We start from the raw sequence: 19138 nt of genomic DNA on the forward strand, positions 1-19138 counted from the left end.
GCTCAAGGATAGTTCACAAAAGCCAGTTCCGTGAGTAAGTTTCCAGCATCGGCTTAAGTGAACTCATTCAAAAAATGTTAAAAAGTATTTTGATAGCAGGAAGAGTTGATTTACGTGAGAACGCTGACGCTATTAGGTTCAACTGGTTCAATTGGACGTCAAACTTTGGATGTCGTTCGTCACGCTAAAGAGCACCTTAGGGTTCATGCCTTGGTGGCCTCAAGAAGTGTTGACCTGATGGAAGAACAGGCGCGGCTTTTTCGTCCTGCAGTAGTTGTGATGATGGATGGGGCTGCAGCTCATGAATTACGGGGTCGACTGAGGGATTTGCCGATTAGGGTAGATCAGGGTATGGACGGGATAATTGACTCCGTCATCGCTCCTCAAGTCGATACTGTTGTCACGGCTCTTTCCGGAAGAATTGGTTTGGAACCCACTCTAGCGGCGATAGAAACCGGGAAGACGATTGCGTTAGCCAACAAAGAAACCTTGGTGGCGGGTGGAGATTTGGTGATGTCTTCTGCCAAGAAGAAGAAGTGTCCTATTCTGCCGGTGGATAGCGAACATTCTGCCATATTCCAGTGCCTAGAGGAAAGCATGGATACCATTGCCAAAATTATTTTAACTGCATCGGGTGGGCCTTTCTTCGGATGGACTAAGGAAAAATTAGCAACGGTTACCTTAGAGAAAGCTCTCCGTCATCCCAATTGGGATATGGGTGCCAAAATCACCATTGACTCTGCGACGATGATGAATAAAGGTCTAGAAGTGATCGAAGCACATCATCTGTTTAATATGGAGTATGATGAGATAGAGGTCCTGATTCATCCCCAAAGTGTGATTCATTCCATGGTGGAATATCAAGATGGCTCGGTGCTTGCGCAATTAGGAAGACCAGATATGCGTTTGCCGATCCAGTATGCTTTGAGTTATCCAACGCGCTGGAAGAATCCGTTTGAACGCCTTGATCTCAGAGGAAAAACTTTATCCTTTCATGAACCTGACATGGAGGCTTTTCCTGCCTTGGCCTTGGCATATCAGGTGGGACGACGTGGTGGGACCCTTCCGGCGGTCATGAACGCCTCTAATGAAGTGGCTGTTTCAGCTTTCCTCCAGAAGAGAATAACCTATTTGCAGATTTTAGAGATTGTTATGAAGGTTTGTTCTGAGCATCATGTCTTAGATAGCATGGATTTGGGAAGTATACTCGATGCAGACACATGGGCACGTCGTCGGACTGAAGAACACATTGCGAAGTTCGAAGCACGAAGCACGATGTTTGGTTCTCGAAGAACTGATTGATTAGCGAAGTTCATTAGCGAAGTTTGAATTTCGACGAACTATAAGCATGCACTTTGAGGTACTAGTGGAACATACTCGATAGTTTGTATTCGAACTACGAATACGAGATGGAACTATGTAATCGATATTTGATATATTTGTATACGATGTTCGAACCACGAACCACGAACCACGAATATCGATAAAGGGGGGGTTAAAGTGTTAACGACACTCGCCATTGTTTTTGTTTTTGGAAGCATGGTTATGGTCCATGAATTCGGACACTATATTGTCGCAAAATGGATCGGGGTTAAGGTGATTGAATTCAGTTTTGGGTTTGGTCCGAAAATTGTGGGTTATCAAGGGAAGGAAACGCTTTATGCTCTGCGCGTAGTTCCTCTAGGTGGTTTTGTTAAACTTCATGGCATGGATGCTGAAGTGGATGCCAACGGTCGAGCGATAGTAGCCCCGAGGCAAGATGCTCGGAGTTTTATGAATAAGCCAGTTTGGCAGCGCATGGCCGTGATTATAGCAGGGCCGTTTATGAATTTTGTGTTAGCTGTATTTTTGTTTATTGCTGTTTTTGCCTATTTAGGCATCCCGTCCCCAGATAGCAGTAATCAGATCGGCTCACTTGTGAAGGGAAAACCCGCTGCCATGGCAGGAATCCAACCTGGAGATAAAATTATTTCCGTGAATCAGGAGCCAACCCCAGATTGGACGCAATTAACTCAAGTTATACATGCTAAACCTGAGCAAGTGTTAACCTTAACCATAGAACGGGCGAATGACAAGCAAGTTCAAACCTTATCCGTTAAAACGGAAAAAGACGCTCAGACAGGGAATGGGATGATTGGAATCGCTCCGGAAGTAACCTATGTTCACGCTTCGATTCTAGAAGCGACTCGTTATGGCTTTAATCGTTCGGTGGATTTCACAAGGCTGATTATCGTGACTTTGACGCAAATGATAACCGGGAAGATTCCCGCTGAAGTAGGTGGACCTGTGATGATAGCTCAGGTTATCGGAGAAGGTGCGCATCAGGGTTTAGCAAATTTATTGGGGTTGACCGGAGTTTTAAGCATCCAATTGGGACTCATTAACTTGTTCCCCATCCCAGCGCTGGATGGAAGCCGACTTATTTTTCTTTTGATAGAAGGTTTAAGAGGGAAACCGCTGAAACCGGAAAAAGAAAACATGATTCACTTGGTAGGCTTTGTGTTACTAATGGGTTTAATGCTTGCTGTTACTTACAAAGATGTCTTACGTTTGTTTGTCAAAGCTGGGTGATGTACAGGGGAAAACAGGAGGTACTTTCAGCAGAAATGATACAGAGAAAGACAACAAAACCAGTCCAAGTTGGGTCAGTGACAGTCGGTGGCGGAGCCTCGATTGTTATACAATCGATGACTAATACGGATACTCGTGATGTCACCAAATCGTTGGCCCAAATTCAGGCCTTGGCTGCAGCAGGATGTGAAATTGTGCGCCTTGCAGTGTTAGATGAAGATGCCGCAAAGGCTTTAGGAGAGATTACCACTAAGAGCCCTCTCCCTGTGATTGCAGATATCCACTTTGATTATCGACTAGCTCTACTAGCTGTTGAACAAGGAATCCACGGTTTGCGACTTAATCCCGGAAATATTGGGGCTCGCTGGAAAGTTCAAGAGGTTGTTCGCGCCGTGAAGGAACAACATATCCCCATCCGAATAGGGGTAAACGCTGGGTCACTGGAAAAAGAACTTCTCGAAAAGTATGGAGGCCCCACTGCTTTAGGAATGGTCGAAAGTGCCTTAGGACATATTCGATTACTTGAAGATGAAGGCTATGATAAGATAAAGGTCTCTTTAAAAGCTTCTTCTGTCCCTCTGATGCTGGATGCTTATCGCAAGATACATGAGGTGGTTGATTACCCGCTGCATGTAGGGGTAACAGAAGCAGGGACGGTACGTTCAGGGGTGGTAAAGTCGGCGATAGGGATCGGGACGCTCCTTGCTGAAGGGATTGGTGATACGATAAGAGTGTCGCTGACTGGAGATCCCGTACGTGAAATTCCAATAGCCCTTGAAATTCTGCGTGTTCTCGGCTTAAGGCAACGGAGCGTGGAATTAATCAGTTGCCCAACCTGTGGTCGTACTCAAGTTGATTTAGAGTTACTCGCTGAAAAAGTTGAGGAACGCCTAGCACAGCTTCCCCCCCTAAACAAGCCCTTAAAAGTTGCTGTGATGGGATGCGTGGTTAATGGACCGGGGGAGGCCCGTGAAGCTGACTATGGGATTGCAGGCGGAAAAGGAATGGGGCTTTTATTTCGCAAAGGAGAGATAGTGGCTCGCCTTCCGGAAGAGGAATTGCTAGCGGCTTTGCTCCACGAGATTGAAGAGTATGTTCGCGATCATCAGAAACTATAGCCTGTTTGCAGTGACCTCAGATTTTCTGTTTGAGTCATGGACAAGTCTGTTGGTTCACGATCACGCTTGTAACCCCCGTTAATGTTGTAAATTCAAGAACTCCTGCATGTGGGCTTAGAAAGTATTTTTAATTATGACCTAAGTCATAATTAATTAAGAACAGATTGGAAAGGAATGGACATCATGCTCGTCAGTCAACTATTAAATCCTACACTTCGTGAGGTTCCTGCTGAAGCTGAAGTTATTAGCCATCAATTGATGGTTCGAGCAGGCTTAATTCGTAAGTCGGCGTCTGGTTTTTACACCTTTTTGCCGTTGGGGTTAAGAATTTTAAGGAAGATTGAATCGATTGTTCGTGAAGAAATGAATGCCAAAGGTGGGCAAGAAGTCCTTATGCCGATTATGCAACCAGCAGAATTATGGAAAGAGAGTGGACGCTGGGATGTCTACGGTGCGGAGCTTTTTCGTTTAAAAGATCGTCATAATCGTGAGTTTTGCCTTGGACCAACCCATGAAGAAATCATTACCGACCTAATTCGAGGGGAAGTCCGTTCGTACAAACAGCTTCCTCTGCTCCTCTATCAAATACAGAATAAATATCGGGATGAGCGGCGTCCTCGCTTTGGCTTGATGCGGGGCCGAGAATTCCTTATGAAAGACCTCTATTCATTTGACCGCGATGAGGCTGGCCTCCAAGAGAGTTATCAAAAAATGTACGACGCTTATTGCCGAATCTTTTCTCGTTGTGGCTTAACCTATCGTCCAGTAGAAGCAGACGCAGGCGCTATCGGAGGAACAGGTGGCACGCATGAATTTATGGTATTGGCTGAGTCAGGGGAAAATTCAGTGGTTTATTGTTCCAAGTGCGAGTATGCTGCAAATATGGAAAAATCGGAATGTAATCCCCAAGCGATCGAAGATATCTCGCCAGAGGGAGGGCGCCAGCTGGTGGCTACTCCAGGCGTAAAGACGATTGACCAACTCGGTGATTTTTTGACAGTACCTAAGACCACCCTCGTGAAGTCGTTGCTTTATCAAGGGGATGACAAATTATTCTTGGTCTTGATTCGTGGAGACCGCACGTTAAATGAAATAAAATTAAATAATGCCTTAGGCGGATTCGTTTCCCTGCAACTTGCTGCACCTGAAGAAGTGCAGAAGATTTTAGGATGTGGACCCGGTTCAGTGGGCCCAATAGAGGTTCCAGATGGGCTTATGGTCGTTGCTGATGCAGAAATTCCTCTGATGAAAAAGGCTGTTTGTGGAGCAAACAAAATGGATTATCACTTTGTGGATGCCGTTCCCAGTCGCGATTTTCGTTTAGACCAGGTCTTAGATTTAAGAATGGTAGAGCCCGGAGAGGCTTGTCTTAAATGTGGTGCGCCGCTTAAGGAAGCCAGAGGTATTGAAGTGGGGCAAGTTTTCAAGTTGGGAACAAAGTATAGTAAAGCGTTTGGGGCGACTTTTCTCGACGAAAACGGAGAAGAGAAGAATTGTGTCATGGGTTGCTACGGGGTTGGTGTCACCCGATCCATTGCTGCTGCAATCGAACAGAATCATGATGACTTTGGAATTATTTGGCCCATGCCGATTGCGCCATATCACTGTATAATTATTCCGGCTAGTACTAAAGATGCTCAAGTCGTGGAGACAGCTCAAAAACTGTATCTGGAACTACAGCGCCTGGGCGTGGAAGTGGTGCTTGACGATCGAGATGAACGTGCTGGGGTTAAATTTAAGGATGCAGATTTGGTCGGGTATCCGATACGGGTGACACTAGGAAGCAAAACACTTGCCAATGGTCAAGTTGAACTTAGAGAACGCAAATCGAGTGAAACACAACTTGTCCTGGTAGACGATATCGCTCAACAAGTCAAGACCATTATAGAGAAGGCTCTCTCATTCTAACGTTAACCTTTATGAAAACACTGAAAAACTATACTCATTCTAACTTCGAACATCGATTAAGGGGGGAGAAACATGGTTAAGCCTCTTCGGTTGAAGGAAGTACCATTCTTATTAAAACTCCCTTCTGATCGAATGGGACTTTTGCATCACGATCTGACGAAAGTAGAGCTTACGCGGGTGGAGGTCTTTCCATTAATCTGTTTGGAGAAAAGTTTATGAAAAAGAAATTTCTTAAAATCACAGGTATTATGGTCTTAATTATGGCTCTGGTTGGCTTTTGGGGATACAATAAATATTTTAAGCCGGACCCGGAAATCCAACAACAACTTGATAATCAATTTGGGCCAGGATTTTTTAACTCATTTACTGATCAAAAAGATGGTAAGTCAGGATTAGTCAATAATGATGTAAGCTCGAATAATGAAGTTAAACCAGAGAATGATGTATCAAATAATGAAGTTATACCGCATGATGAAGAAAAACCAATTTATGACTCGGATAAGAAGACGGATCTGCCAAATACATCAACTCCAGTGAATGAAGCTATCGCGAAGGTGATTACCCTAGATGAAATTACTCTTAAGTATACACCTCAGTTTGATTATTTACAGAATGTAGCCTTGAGCCGTTTAGATACTTTGTATTCAGCGGCAATTCAGGAGTATGTGCAGCGCAGTAAAGCAGGAACTTTGAACCGTTCTGAGCTGGCCCAAAAATACATCCAAGCTGGAAATTTGCTTGAGGCAAACGTGAACAGCCAGTTTTACAGTACCTTAGATGCCTTGCAGGCTGAACTGATGGCTAATAATTATCCCACCGACAGTGTTCGCGTGATTAAGACTGAATATGAAAAAGCTAAATCTGCTAAACGATCACAGCTCTTAGCCAAAATGCGCAACTAGATATCACAAGCAAAAAACCTTAGTTGCCTTCAGAAACTGTCTTTCCAAATCGCTATCTAGTTAATTGAAAGTTCATTAAGCCCATCAAGCTTGAGGGCTTTATTTTTTTATGTAAATTGATCCACTTACCAGAGAGATTTTTTAGTGTTCCATGGCGTTTCTCATTCAAGGGCAGGCCGCAGCCTGGTTTATCAAACTGAATGAGCGGTACCACTGGCTCATAAGACCGAAATAAACCTTTTCTAAATCAAAACCTATTTAAGATGTTTTCAGATCGTGCGGCCGAAGAAAGCGTAGATTTGAAATTCATGAAAAACTTAATAGGATGACGAAAAATGACTAAAAATTGAGTTCTTGTTGCAGAGTTCCTAGGGATATGCTATATTAGTATAAGGAAATTTGTAGTGTCTGTTGGAAAGGAGTGGGTTCTAACCCGCTCCTTCGTTTGTCCTACTAGTCAGAAAGTAGAACTTTCGTTCTATACTTTCTGGAAGGTCCCTTCTCGCCATCACGACACCTTACCATCACGGCGCCTAACCATCCTTGGTGGCGCTCTAACCTCGAACATCCTTGTTCGAGTCTTGGAGGCGCTCAAACCTCGAAAGTCCTTGTTCGAGTCATGGCGGCGATCTAACCTCGAATGCCCTGTTCGAGTCATGGCCAGTGCCTTCGCTGACCCTTGGCGCCAGCCAAGTTTTCTATATAAACTTAGCGGAGTATAACTAGCGGTTATCTTCGTTAGACTATAAGGAAAAACGTTCTCGGAGTTTTGAAGGAGCGATTTACATGAATAAATCAATTGTACAAGAGATCGAGATACTCGTAGAGCCACTCGTTCTAGAAAAAGGGCTTGAATTAGTCAATGTGGAGTACATAAAGGAAGGTGCACATTGGTATTTGCGCCTTTATATAGACAAAGAGGGTGGCGTGGATATGGATGATTGCACCAACGTCAGCCACGCGGTGAGTGAAATGCTCGACATCAAAAATACTATTCCTCAGGCATACATGTTGGAAGTCTCTTCGCCAGGTCTGGAACGTCCTCTCAAAAAGGAAGGGGACTTTGTACGCTTTCAGGGTAGCTTAATAATGGTACATACTATTTCCCAGTTTCAAGGGTTTAAGAAATTCTCTGGTAATCTTGTCGGACTGATCAACGATGAAATCGTTTTAGAATATGAGGAAAAGCGCGTCGCAATTCCACGCACCTTAGTGAAGAAAACCCATTTATTACTAGATTTCTAGATCGTTAGGCACAATAGAATAAGGAGGAAAAAGGAAAAATGAATATGGAGTTCATCGAGGCCCTTCACGAATTAGAAAAAGGACGGGGAATTTCTGCCGAGATTCTATTTGAGGCAATAGAGGCAGCACTGATTTCCGCATACAAGAAGAATTTCGGATCGTTGCAAAATGTTCGAGTTCTTATTGATCGATTAACCGGTGAATTTAAAGTTTATGCCCGCAAAACCGTTGTAGACGTCGTGGAGGATGCTCGGACTCAGGTTAGCTTGGAGGAAGCTCGTAAACTCGATCCAAATTACGAATTTGAAGATATTGTAGAGTACGAAGTGACCCCGCGTGAATTTGGACGAATTGCGGCTCAAACAGCAAAGCAAGTTGTTGTTCAGCGCATTAGAGAAGCTGAACGTGGTATGATTTATGATGAATTTGTGAATCGTGAGGGAGATATCGTTACAGGAGTGGTTCAACGATATGAACAGAAGAATGTTATCGTCGATTTGGGGAAGGTAGAAGCAGTACTGCCGGCTCAGGAGCAAATTCCAGGTGAAATGTATCAATCGTTTGACCGTATTAAGACGTATGTCGTGGAAGTGAAGAAGACAACTAAAGGTCCACAAATTATGTTATCCCGCACGCATCCAGGCTTGATAAAGCGTCTCTTTGAACTTGAAGTGCCGGAAATTCACGATGGGGTCGTGGAGATTAAAGGGGTTTCTCGTGAGGCAGGAGCTCGTTCTAAAATCGCCGTATTTTCACGTGACTCGAATGTGGATCCCGTGGGAGCTTGTGTAGGTCCAAAGGGAGTCCGAGTCCAGACTATTGTCACAGAACTAAAAGGGGAAAAAATCGATATTGTCAATTACTCCAATGATCCCCAAGAATTCGTGGCGAATGCCCTTTCTCCTGCCAAGGTTGTGGCAGTTTATCCTAAACTCAACGAGAAAGTTGCCATAGTTGTTGTTCCTGATTATCAACTCTCCTTAGCAATCGGTAAAGAGGGACAAAATGCTCGTCTTGCTGCTAAGCTAACGGGGTGGAAGATTGATATTAAAAGTGAATCTCAAGCAGTTGCCCATAATATTATTCCCCAAGGACAAGAGCAGTATGAAAATTATGAAGAGTACGGCGAATATGAAGAGTACTCGGAATATGATGAGTATGCAGAAACAGAAGACTATCAGGAATATGAGGAAATCGGAGAGACCGATAATAGCCAACTTGCTGGAAACATTGAGTCCAATGACGACGAAAATCAGCTTGGATATGCCTCAGAGCTGGAGTCTTTTGACGACGATGATAAGATAGTTACAGGTGCTGTTGATCCGGAGATCACGGGTATGAGTGAGGATGTACCAGGGGAAACTAAACTACCCTTGAGGGAGAAAAAAAAGAAAGGGAAGGGGTGATGGTATGAAGACACGAAAAATTCCGATGAGAATGTGTTTGGGTTGTCAAGAAATGAAACCTAAGAAGGAGCTGTTACGAGTGGTCAGAACTCCGGAAGGGATTGTTGAACTCGATCCGACAGGTAAGAGGAACGGACGTGGCGCATACCTTTGTCCTAACTTAATCTGCTTTCAAACCGCTGTAAAAGAACGACGGTTCCGAAAGGCTTTTGGAGTGGATGTTGACCCTGAAGTATTTTCTCATTTGGAAGGGAAGATTTCTTCGTGAACACACGTATCCAGTCACTTGTTGGGATAGCTCGGCGAGCTGGTAAGATAGCTTCCGGAGATGCTCAAATTGAGGCCATGGTCAAAAAAAGAAAAGGATTTCTTCTTATTATTGCGGAGGATGCTCACGGAGCACAGAAAAAGTATACAATGTGGGCTAATGATATAAATTTACCAGTGTTGGTCAATGGTACCAAACTGGAACTGGGACATTCTATAGGACTTTCGCCGCGTTCAGCAGTGCTTATTTTGGATCAAGGGTTTGCTAAGGCTATTTTACTAGCAAGGAGCTGATGCTTGGAGCGTAATGTGGGAGCCGAATATGTGGGGGTGGTTAAATGAGTATTCGTGTTCATGAATTAGCAAAAGAATTAAACTTTAGTAGTAAAGAAGTGATGACAAAACTCGTGGCTATGGGAACAGATGTGAAAAATCATTTAAGTACGGTCGATCAAAAGGATGCTGACCGTCTTAGGAACCAACTGAAAGGAAAGGAGATAATTTTGGATCATTCTGAACACAATAATACTGAGGCAACAAGGCCAAAAGCATCCGAGTCAATACAAGAAGGACGGCCGAAAGAACCCCGTTTAGGAATAGAAAAAGAATCACAAGGTCCTCGTCCGGATATGGAGGGACGTCCACAAGGTCCCCGTCTAGGAGTAGAAGGACGTCCACAAGGCCCTCGTCCGGGAGTAGAGGGACGTCCACAAGGTCCCCGTCCGGGATATCAAGGACAACCGCAAGGCCCTCGTCCAGGGTATCAAGGACAACCCCAAGGTCCCCGTCCGGGATATCAAGGACAACCGCAGGGTCCTCGTCCAGGGTATCAAGGACAACCACAAGGTCCCCGTCCAGGGTATCAAGGACAACCGCAAGGTCCTCGTCCAGGGTATCAAGGACAACCGCAAGGTCCCCGTCCAGGGTATCAAGGACAACCACAAGGTCCCCGTCCAGGGTATCAAGGACAACCCCAAGGTCCCCGTCCAGGGTATCAAGGACAACCCCAAGGTCCCCGTCCAGGAATGGAAGGACAACCGCAAGGTCCTCGTCCGGGATATCAAGGGCAGCCGCAAGGTCCTCGTCCGGGATATCAGGGTCAACCGCAAGGTCCTCGTCCAGGGTATCAGGGGCAACCGCAAGGTCCTCGTCCGGGATATCAGGGTCAACCGCAAGGTCCTCGTCCAGGGTATCAGGGTCAACCGCAAGGTCCCCGTCCGGGATATCAAGGACAACCCCAAGGTCCCCGTCCGGGATATCAGGGTCAACCGCAAGGTCCTCGTCCGGGATATCAAGGACAGCCCCCAGGCCCTCGTCCAGGGTATCAGGGACAAGGTCCTGGACAAGGACAAGGGCCCCGTCCAGGGTATCAAGGACAAGGTCCTGGACAAGGACAAGGTACCCGTCCAGGATATCCTGGACAAGGGCAAGGTCCACGTCCAGGAATGGCACCGCGCGCTGGTGCAGGTGCTCCCTCCACTCCTACAATAACAGAACAAGCTAAGCGACAGTTGCCAGCTAATAAGAAAGCCCAAGACAAAGCTTATGAACGCAAACGCGAAGTCGAGAAAGAAAGAGAAAATGCGATTCGTTCACCACATAGACGGTTCCAAAAGCATCCCAAAAAAGAAGTAAGGGACACGACCCCCAAACACATTGTAATTCAAGAATCGATTTCAGTACAAGATTTAGCCAGTAAGATGAGCCGTAAGGCAGGAGAACTGATCAAACAGCTGATGAATTTGGGAGTTATGGCTACCATTAATCAGGAGTTAGACTCAGAGACTGCTACAATTTTGGCTGGCGAACTAGGTGTCACCGTAGAAGTAAAAGCAGAAAAATCAATGGCTGTTATTGAAGAGATCAAAGATGATCCGAAAGACCTCGTCTTCCGTCCACCCGTTGTAACCGTAATGGGGCATGTTGACCATGGTAAGACGTCCCTTTTGGATGCTATTCGAACCACACATGTGACTGCTTCAGAAGCAGGTGGAATAACTCAGCATATTGGGGCGTACCAAGTTGAAATCAACAATCAAAAGATTACGTTCTTAGATACACCTGGTCATGAGGCTTTCACGTCGATGCGTGCTAGAGGAGCACAAGTTACGGATATCGCAGTATTAGTTGTGGCAGCAGATGATGGAGTAATGCCTCAAACTATAGAAGCCATCAATCACGCTAAGGCGGCTGAGGTTCCCATCATTGTAGCTATCAATAAAATAGATAAAGAAAATGCAACTCCGGAAAAAGTAAAACAAGAACTGACAGAGTATGGTCTTGTTGTGGAAGAATGGGGCGGAGATACCATTGCAGTTCCTGTCTCAGCAAAAAATAATTTGGGCATTGAACAACTTCTAGAGATGATTTTACTGGTCGCAGAAGTTCGTGATTACAAAGCAAATCCGAACCGTCCAGCTGCTGGAACCGTCATCGAGGCAGAGTTGGATAAAGGAAAGGGACCGATCGCTACCGTTCTCGTTTCCAAGGGTACTCTCAATATTGGAGATGTTGCAGTAGCTGGTTGTGCCTATGGACGAATTAAGGCCATGGTAGATGATAATGGGCGACGGGTTAAAAAAGCAGGCCAATCTATGCCGGTTGAAGTTCATGGCTTATCCGAAGTGCCTGAGGCTGGAGAATTGTTCTATATAGTCTCAGATGAAAAATTGGCGCGCCATATTACAGCCGCACGTACGGCTGTGCGTAAAGTGGAAGAGTCTAAAAAGATTGTGGCTAAAGTTAGTTTAGAGGACCTCTTTGACAAGATCAAAGAAGGGGAAATTAAAGAGCTCAACGTTATTATTAAAGCAGATGTACAAGGATCAGTTGAAGCATTGCGTCAGGCGTTGCTGAGGCTTTCGACAGGCGAAGTGCGCGTCAACCCAATCCATGGTGGAGTCGGTGCTATTAATAAAAACGATATTATGCTGGCCTCAGCTTCCAATGCGATTATTATTGGCTTCAATGTTCGGCCAGATGCTAATGCGAAAGCGACGGCTCAACTCGAAGGCGTCGATCTAAGACTCTATCGAGTTATCTATGATGCCATTGAAGATGTTAAAGCAGCCATGACCGGACTTCTTGATCCAACGTTTAAAGAGGTTGTCTTAGGCAAAGTTGAAGTCCGTCAGGTCTTTAAAGTACCGAAAGCGGGGACTGTTGCTGGATGTATGGTAACAGAAGGAAAGATCATCCGTTCTGCTAAGGTAAGGGTTATCCGGGATAGCATTGTCATTCATGATGGTGTTATGGAGTCCTTGAGACGCTTCAAGGATGATGTCAAAGAAGTTGCCGAAGGTTATGAATGTGGTATTGGCATCGAAAAATTCAATGACATCAAAGAAGGGGACATCATTGAAGCGTTTGTCTTGGAAGAAGTCAAACGCACATTGTAGTAAATCAGCCCTGGAGGTATTGGTATGTCTAAACATCGACCCAATCGATTGGCAGAAACACTCAAAGAAGAGATTTCTCAACTTATTCGGGTAGAGTTGAAAGATCCTCGGATTGGATTTGTCACACTGACTAGCGTGGATGTCGCTGATGATTTATCCCATGCTAAAGTGTACGTTAGCGTTTTAGGTACTGAAGAAGAAGGAAAGGTCACCTTGGAGGCTCTGAATCGAGCGGCGGGGTACGTACGGTCTGAAATCGGAAAACGTGTACGCTTGCGCCATGTCCCTTCCATTGTGTTTAAATACGATCCTTCTATTCAACATGGAGCCCACATTGCTAAGCTATTACAAAATGTTGGACTTGACGATTCGAGTAAGGAAGAATCCCATGAATGAAAATAGTCAGATTGAAGAGATGATTCGAGTGTTAAGAAAAGCGCCAAAGGTGGCGCTTTTCTCCCATGTATCACCCGATGGGGATTGTATCGGATCTATGTTAGCAATAGGTCTTGCGTTAGAGAAGATGGGTAAAGAAGTGACCTATTACAATCCGAATCCGGTGCCTAATAATTTAAAGTTTTTGCCAGGCTCGTCTCGGGTAAGTCAGGAGCTTCCGAATCCCCAACCTAAAACCTTAATGTTTGTGGATTGTACGGATCTGGGGCGCGTAAATCTTTCCATAACCGACCTCTCTGAAGAAAGCATAGTGCTTAACTTAGACCACCACATCTCCAATCAGCTCTTTGGTCACGTTAACTGCATCGATGCCCAAGCAAGCGCTGTTGGAGAACTCGCCTTTACCCTTATTCAGCAATTAGACGTAAAAATAGATGAAGAGATAGCCACGAATCTTTACACTGCCATTGTGACGGATACTGGCTGCTATCAATACAGTAGTACGACGGCTCAGACGCATCGTCTGACTGCAGACTTATTGGACAAAGGCATTGATATACAAGATATTCACCATCATATTTTTGATCAAAAGCCCCTTGCCCAAGTTAAATTATTGCAATATGCTCTAAATGGATTAGAAATTTATGCCGAGGGTCAACTGGCAATCATGACCTTAAGCTTAGAAGACTTTCGAAAAAGTAAGGCCGATCAGGAAGTAAGTGACGGGTTGGTGAATCATATTCGAAGTATTGCGGGCGTTGAAGTGGCTGTATTGCTGAAAGAGGTGGGACCTCAAGAAATCAAGGGAGGTCTCCGTTCTAATCTCTGGTTGAATGTCAATGAAATTGCTGCCCAGTTCGGTGGAGGAGGGCACAAGCGTGCTGCAGGATGTACGCTCAGAATCCCTATGGCTGAAGCTAAACAAAACATCATCTCGGCAATTGAGGAGGGGTTAAGGAGTGGAAGGAGTAATTAATGTCCTTAAACCACCTGGAATGACCTCTTCAGATGTCGTAGTCTGGCTGAGAAAGCTCTTGAAAATCAAGAAAGTCGGCCATACCGGAACGCTTGACCCTGGAGTAGCTGGCGTGTTACCCATATGTGTTGGGAGGGGGACCCGTCTTGCAGAATACATTACTGAGCAGGGTAAAGCTTACATTGCTGAGGTTACCTTTGGAATCACAACAGATACTCAAGACGCTTTCGGAAAAGTGACAAAAAGAACTTCCCCGGATTTGAAACAGAATGACTTAGAGCGGGTTATCCCAAGTTTCCAGGGTAAAGTATCTCAGATTCCCCCTATGTATTCGGCGGTTCGCAAAGAAGGAAAACATCTTTATGAATATGCACGGCAAGGGCTAGATGTTGAGATAGCGCCACGCGAAGTGTCTATCTACAAATTAGAGCTGGCAAAATGGTATGAAGGGGAGTACCCACGGGCAATCTTAGAGATTGAATGCTCAAAGGGGACATACATACGGACAATAAGTCATGATCTGGGACAGGCTTTAGGTTGTGGCGCACATATGTCCTATTTAGTACGCGTTCGTTCTGGTCCGTTTAAGATTCAAGAGAGTTGGACTCTTGAGGAAATAGAAGAGGCCATACGTCTCGGTAACTATGCTTTTTTACTGCCTTTAACCGCAGGAATTGATCTGCCTCAAGTATTTTTATCCGCGGTGCGAGGAAATGCCTTCCGGCATGGCTTGCCAACTAAGAGAGAATTGGTCAAGTCGTCTAGCGAAGGAAATGAGCCGTTTGTTCAGGTGATAGAGAATGGCGAATTAATCGGAATTGGAATTTGGCGAGAGGAAGGCCTATTTCCGCATAAGGTTTTAGGTTCTACCAGTCAGAAAGAATAATTTCGGGTGGGTCCCTTCTCGCCATCACGGCATCTAGCCATCACGGTGCCTTGCCATCCATGGCGGCACTCTAATCTCAAACGTCCTTGTTTGAGTCATGGCGATGCTCTAACCTCGAACATCCTTATTCGAGTCATGGCCAGCGCATAAGTGCAATAAGGCTAGCACTGGCGCTTGTGGGTTGGCGCTAGCCAAGTTTTCTATAATTAGGAGGGTCTAATCGGTGCAAGTTCGAACAAGTCTGCCTATAGAAAGTGAACCCTGTGTTTTAGCTTTGGGTAATTTTGATGGGGTACATCTTGGACATCGTCGATTGCTAGAACAGGGATTAAGTCAAGCGATGAGTTTGGGTGTGAGCCTAGATGTATTAATCTTTGAACCTCATCCGCTAAAGGTTCTATTTCCCGAACGGGGAATTAAACTCTTGTCTACAAATCAAGAGCGTTTGAACTATTTAGAGGAAATTGGGGTTCGAACTGTCTATCTTTTACCGTTTACTAGAGAAATGGCAAAGACTTCTCCAGAACATTTCGTCGAGAAGATTCTGCTTCCCCTTGGTATAATTCATGTTGTGGTTGGATTTAATTACTCATTTGGTGATCAAGGTAAAGGGAATTCCGAGTTAATTCAGGTTTTGGGACAGAAACATGGATTTGGAGTGAGTGTACTTCAAGCTCAAATGTTAGATGGTCAGGTGATCTCTTCGAGTAGTATACGTAAAGCCCTTTTACAGGGGGATGTTAAATTAGCCGCGTCTCTACTTGGGCGTCCACCATACTTACGTGGGACCGTCGTACATGGGGAAGAACGAGGTCGTCTGCTTGGTTATCCGACAGCAAATATTCTCACCTCAGAAGACTTTCTAATTCCAAAGAGAGGGGTCTATGCGGTTAGAGCCTATTTGGACGGTAAGAGCGTATCGGGGATGATGAACATTGGCATGAAACCAACGTTTCACGACCTCTATGATACTGTGGCCGAGGTGCATTTTCTTGATTTTGAGGGAGATTTATACGGCCAAGAGATTACCGTTCTCATTGAGGAGCGCTTGCGGGATGAACGAAAATTCAAGGGTGTCGATGAACTGTTGATTCAGTTAAATAAAGACAGGGCTAAAACCCAGGTTCTGCTGGAAAATTAAGCATAAATTAATCAACTTTACAAAAGCTTCGTTACAATGTATACTGTTTTAGAAACTATAAGAACCCACTGACTCGGTTTGACGAAGTCTCCAACGTTATCCTGGGCAGTTGGGAATGATGAAAAAATGGAGGAAATTTATCATGATGACACCTGAGAAAAAGCAAGAGATTATTCTCAAGCATGCACAACACGAAGGGGACACTGGGTCTCCGGAAGTGCAAATTGCGCTTCTGACTGAACGGATTACCTATTTGACAGAGCACTTTAAGACGCATAAAAAAGACCACCATTCCCGTCGTGGACTTTTGAAAATGGTCGGTTCAAGACGTGCGTTGTTAACGTATCTTAAAAATGTTAATTTTGAACGTTATCGGAATATTATTGGCGTGCTAGGATTACGGAAGTAATCAACTCAAAGGCCAAAGAAGCGAAGCGGATCTATGTGATCCGCTTCTTTTCGTACGCGTGTAACGGGGACGGTCCTTTTAATACAAATGTGAAAAAGGACCATCCCCGTTACACGCGAGGCGCGAAGTTCGAGATGCGAAAAAAAGACCTTTTTGGGAGCGGGATTCTCAGTATTGAACCCCGTTTCGTAGCGCGAGCCTCAAACATTGAACCTACGCCTCACAATATAGGGTTTATTCTTAATTTAGTTTTATTTATGCTAATTGCAGGAAATAATAACAATATGTCGAAGAGGAAACAAGTTGAGAAGGATTGAAAATTTAAGGAGGTTCCATTGTGAAACAGGAAATACTCGAAAAGTCACTCTCAGTCGGTGGGAGAACGATGACTTTCCAAACTGGTAAGCTTGGTAAACAAGCGGGAGGCACTATTTTTCTTCGTTACGGGGATACTGTGGTGACTGCATTCGCAACCTGCAGTGCTGTAGCCCGGGAGGGAATTGATTTCTTCCCCTTGACCGTTGAGTTTGAAGAAAGAATGTATGCTGCTGGTAAAATCCCAGGGGGATTTATTAAACGTGAAGGAAGAGCCAGCGAGAAAGCTACCCTGTCGGCTCGTTTAATTGACCGTCCAATTCGTCCGTTATTCCCAGAAGGATTTCGTAATGAAGTTCAAGTGGTAGCCACGGTTATGTCCGTCGATCAAGATAGTGCGACAGATATTACGGCCATTAATGCAGCATCAGCAGCCCTGACGATTTCAAATATACCCTTCGAAGGTCCTATTGCGGCAGTGACCGTTGGACTGATAGAAGATGAATACATTATTAATCCGACGATCGAACAATCAGGAAAAAGTCAGATGCTCCTTACTGTGGCTGGAACAGAAGAAGCGGTTATGATGGTGGAAGCTAGTGCTCACGAAGTACCAGAGGATCAAATCTTGGAAGCGATTATGTTTGGACATGCCGAAATTAAAAAGATTGCCCAATTTATTGCAGAATATCGTGAGGAAGCTTTGGAGCTCGGGTTAGCCAAAGAAAAACTTGAAGTAATATTTGTAAAAACCCCAGCTAACATTGTCGAAGCGGTAAATACCTATGCCTACGACAAGTTAGATAAGGCTGTCCGCGTTGAGGAGAAGAAAGCACGGGAAAGTGCAATCAACGAAGTTAAAGCTGAAGCCTTGAGCTACTTCGAAGCAGAGTTTCCAGATGACACGAAAGTGATCAAGAATGTGCTTGAGGACATTGTCCATCAGATTGTCCGTAAATTGATCACGAATGAGCAAATTAGACCGGATGGTCGGGCAGTCGATGAAGTCCGTCCGATCAGTATTGAAGTAGGAATTCTACCCCGTACACATGGGACAGGCCTTTTTACTCGTGGTCAAACTCAGGTGTTGACAGTGGCGACTCTAGGGGCTGCAAGAGATGAACAGATTCTAGATGGTTTAGGTCTTGAAAGATCTAAGCGCTATATTCATCACTATAATTTCCCGCCCTATAGTGTTGGAGAAACTCGACCGATGCGGGGACCAGGACGCAGAGAAATTGGTCATGGTGCTCTTGCAGAGAGAGCGTTGCTCCCAGTTCTTCCCGATGAAAATGAATTTCCTTATACCATTCGTCTCGTTTCTGAGGTGTTGGAATCCAATGGTTCTAGTTCGATGGCCTCTGTTTGTGGAAGTACTCTTTCCCTTATGGATGCCGGTGTTCCCATTTCAGCTCCAGTTGCAGGCATTGCCATGGGACTCGTTAAGGAAGGGGATCATTTGGCGATCCTGACCGATATCCAAGGTTTAGAAGATCACTTTGGAGATATGGATTTTAAGGTGGCTGGAACCACTAAAGGGATAACCGCCTTACAAATGGATATTAAAATAATGGGTGTATCCCGAGAAGTTTTATTGAAAGCCTTGACCCAAGCTAAAGCTGCCCGTCTTTTGATTCTCGATAAAATGGTGGCAATTTTGGCTAAACCTCGCCCACAACTATCAATCTATGCACCAAGAATAATCACTGCCTCGATTCATCCGGATAAGATCCGCGATGTTATTGGACCTGGTGGAAAAACGATTAAGAAGATTGTGGAGGAAACCGGTGTTAAAATTGACATCGAAGATGATGGCCGCGTCTTTATTTCTTCGGTTGGTGGCGAAGGTGGGGAGAAAGCCTTAAAGATTATCCAGGCTTTAACTCAAGAAGTGGAAGTTGGTAAAATATACCAAGGAAGAGTCACTAGGGTTATGGATTTTGGAGCTTTTGTAGAAGTCATCCCAGGAGTCATGGGACTATCCGGCAAGGAAGGTCTGGTTCACATCTCTCAATTAGCTCATGAACGTGTGGAAAAAGTGGAGGACATTGTTAAAGTCGGGGATGAGATCATGGTCAAAGCGACTGCCATTGACAAACAAGGTCGCCTAAATCTTTCGCGCAAGGAAGCTATGCCAAACGTTCGTAAGGAAAACCCGACAATTCCCAAATCCTAATATAATAATTGATGACCAGTCTGT

16 protein-coding genes are annotated in these 19138 nt (G+C 44.9%); all 16 read left to right on the forward strand.

The window, feature by feature from the left end; all coding sequences use genetic code 11:
* Nucleotides 1-114 precede the first annotated feature (114 nt).
* The 16 genes from ACYQ3Q_RS16490 to ACYQ3Q_RS16565 all read left to right on the forward strand — a co-directional run bounded on the left by ACYQ3Q_RS16490 (nt 115) and on the right by ACYQ3Q_RS16565 (nt 19114).
* Nucleotides 115-1302 (forward strand): 1-deoxy-D-xylulose-5-phosphate reductoisomerase, encoded by a 1188-nt coding sequence (locus ACYQ3Q_RS16490; RefSeq protein ID WP_459929628.1) that lies wholly within the window; start codon nt 115-117, stop codon nt 1300-1302.
* A 198-nt stretch (nt 1303-1500) separates the two neighbouring features.
* Complete coding sequence (gene rseP, locus ACYQ3Q_RS16495) at nt 1501-2571, forward strand: RIP metalloprotease RseP (protein ID WP_459929629.1); 1071 nt, start codon at nt 1501-1503, stop codon at nt 2569-2571.
* Nucleotides 2571-3689 carry a flavodoxin-dependent (E)-4-hydroxy-3-methylbut-2-enyl-diphosphate synthase gene (gene ispG / locus ACYQ3Q_RS16500; RefSeq protein ID WP_459929630.1) on the forward strand — a complete coding sequence of 373 codons (1119 nt, stop codon included), beginning with the start codon at nt 2571-2573 and terminating at the stop codon, nt 3687-3689. The genes rseP and ispG overlap by 1 nt, the downstream gene beginning before the upstream one ends.
* A gap of 183 nt (nt 3690-3872) precedes the next feature.
* A complete protein-coding gene (locus tag ACYQ3Q_RS16505) occupies nt 3873-5597 on the forward strand; it encodes a proline--tRNA ligase (protein WP_459929631.1) in 1725 nt (574 codons plus the stop codon).
* A 215-nt stretch (nt 5598-5812) separates the two neighbouring features.
* Nucleotides 5813-6499, forward strand: coding sequence for a hypothetical protein (locus ACYQ3Q_RS16510; RefSeq protein ID WP_459929632.1), 687 nt, complete (start codon nt 5813-5815; stop codon nt 6497-6499).
* Between the two features lie 786 nt (nt 6500-7285).
* Complete coding sequence (gene rimP / locus ACYQ3Q_RS16515; RefSeq protein WP_459929633.1) at nt 7286-7744, forward strand: ribosome maturation factor RimP; 459 nt, start codon at nt 7286-7288, stop codon at nt 7742-7744.
* A 38-nt stretch (nt 7745-7782) separates the two neighbouring features.
* On the forward strand, nt 7783-9150 hold the full coding sequence (nusA, locus tag ACYQ3Q_RS16520) for a transcription termination factor NusA (protein ID WP_459929634.1): 1368 nt from the start codon (nt 7783-7785) through the stop codon (nt 9148-9150).
* Between the two features lie 4 nt (nt 9151-9154).
* A complete protein-coding gene (gene rnpM, locus ACYQ3Q_RS16525) occupies nt 9155-9418 on the forward strand; it encodes an RNase P modulator RnpM (RefSeq protein ID WP_045575007.1) in 264 nt (87 codons plus the stop codon).
* Nucleotides 9415-9711: a L7Ae/L30e/S12e/Gadd45 family ribosomal protein gene (locus ACYQ3Q_RS16530; RefSeq protein ID WP_459929635.1), complete on the forward strand. Its 297-nt coding sequence runs from the start codon at nt 9415-9417 to the stop codon at nt 9709-9711. Before rnpM ends, ACYQ3Q_RS16530 begins: the two co-directional genes overlap by 4 nt.
* 44 nt (nt 9712-9755) lie before the next feature.
* Nucleotides 9756-12815, forward strand: coding sequence for a translation initiation factor IF-2 (gene infB / locus ACYQ3Q_RS16535; protein ID WP_459929636.1), 3060 nt, complete (start codon nt 9756-9758; stop codon nt 12813-12815).
* A gap of 24 nt (nt 12816-12839) precedes the next feature.
* Nucleotides 12840-13211, forward strand: coding sequence for a 30S ribosome-binding factor RbfA (gene rbfA, locus ACYQ3Q_RS16540; protein WP_034144450.1), 372 nt, complete (start codon nt 12840-12842; stop codon nt 13209-13211).
* Complete coding sequence (locus tag ACYQ3Q_RS16545; protein WP_459929637.1) at nt 13204-14187, forward strand: DHH family phosphoesterase; 984 nt, start codon at nt 13204-13206, stop codon at nt 14185-14187. Before rbfA ends, ACYQ3Q_RS16545 begins: the two co-directional genes overlap by 8 nt.
* A complete protein-coding gene (gene truB, locus ACYQ3Q_RS16550; RefSeq protein WP_459929638.1) occupies nt 14171-15073 on the forward strand; it encodes a tRNA pseudouridine(55) synthase TruB in 903 nt (300 codons plus the stop codon). Before ACYQ3Q_RS16545 ends, truB begins: the two co-directional genes overlap by 17 nt.
* A 223-nt stretch (nt 15074-15296) precedes the next feature.
* Nucleotides 15297-16214 carry a bifunctional riboflavin kinase/FAD synthetase gene (locus ACYQ3Q_RS16555; protein ID WP_459929639.1) on the forward strand — a complete coding sequence of 306 codons (918 nt, stop codon included), beginning with the start codon at nt 15297-15299 and terminating at the stop codon, nt 16212-16214.
* 142 nt (nt 16215-16356) lie between these two features.
* Nucleotides 16357-16623 (forward strand): 30S ribosomal protein S15, encoded by a 267-nt coding sequence (gene rpsO / locus ACYQ3Q_RS16560; protein ID WP_034144454.1) that lies wholly within the window; start codon nt 16357-16359, stop codon nt 16621-16623.
* 337 nt (nt 16624-16960) lie between these two features.
* Complete coding sequence (locus ACYQ3Q_RS16565; protein ID WP_459929640.1) at nt 16961-19114, forward strand: polyribonucleotide nucleotidyltransferase; 2154 nt, start codon at nt 16961-16963, stop codon at nt 19112-19114.
* Nucleotides 19115-19138: the final 24 nt, after the last annotated feature.

The organism is Desulfosporosinus burensis (assembly GCF_054657535.1).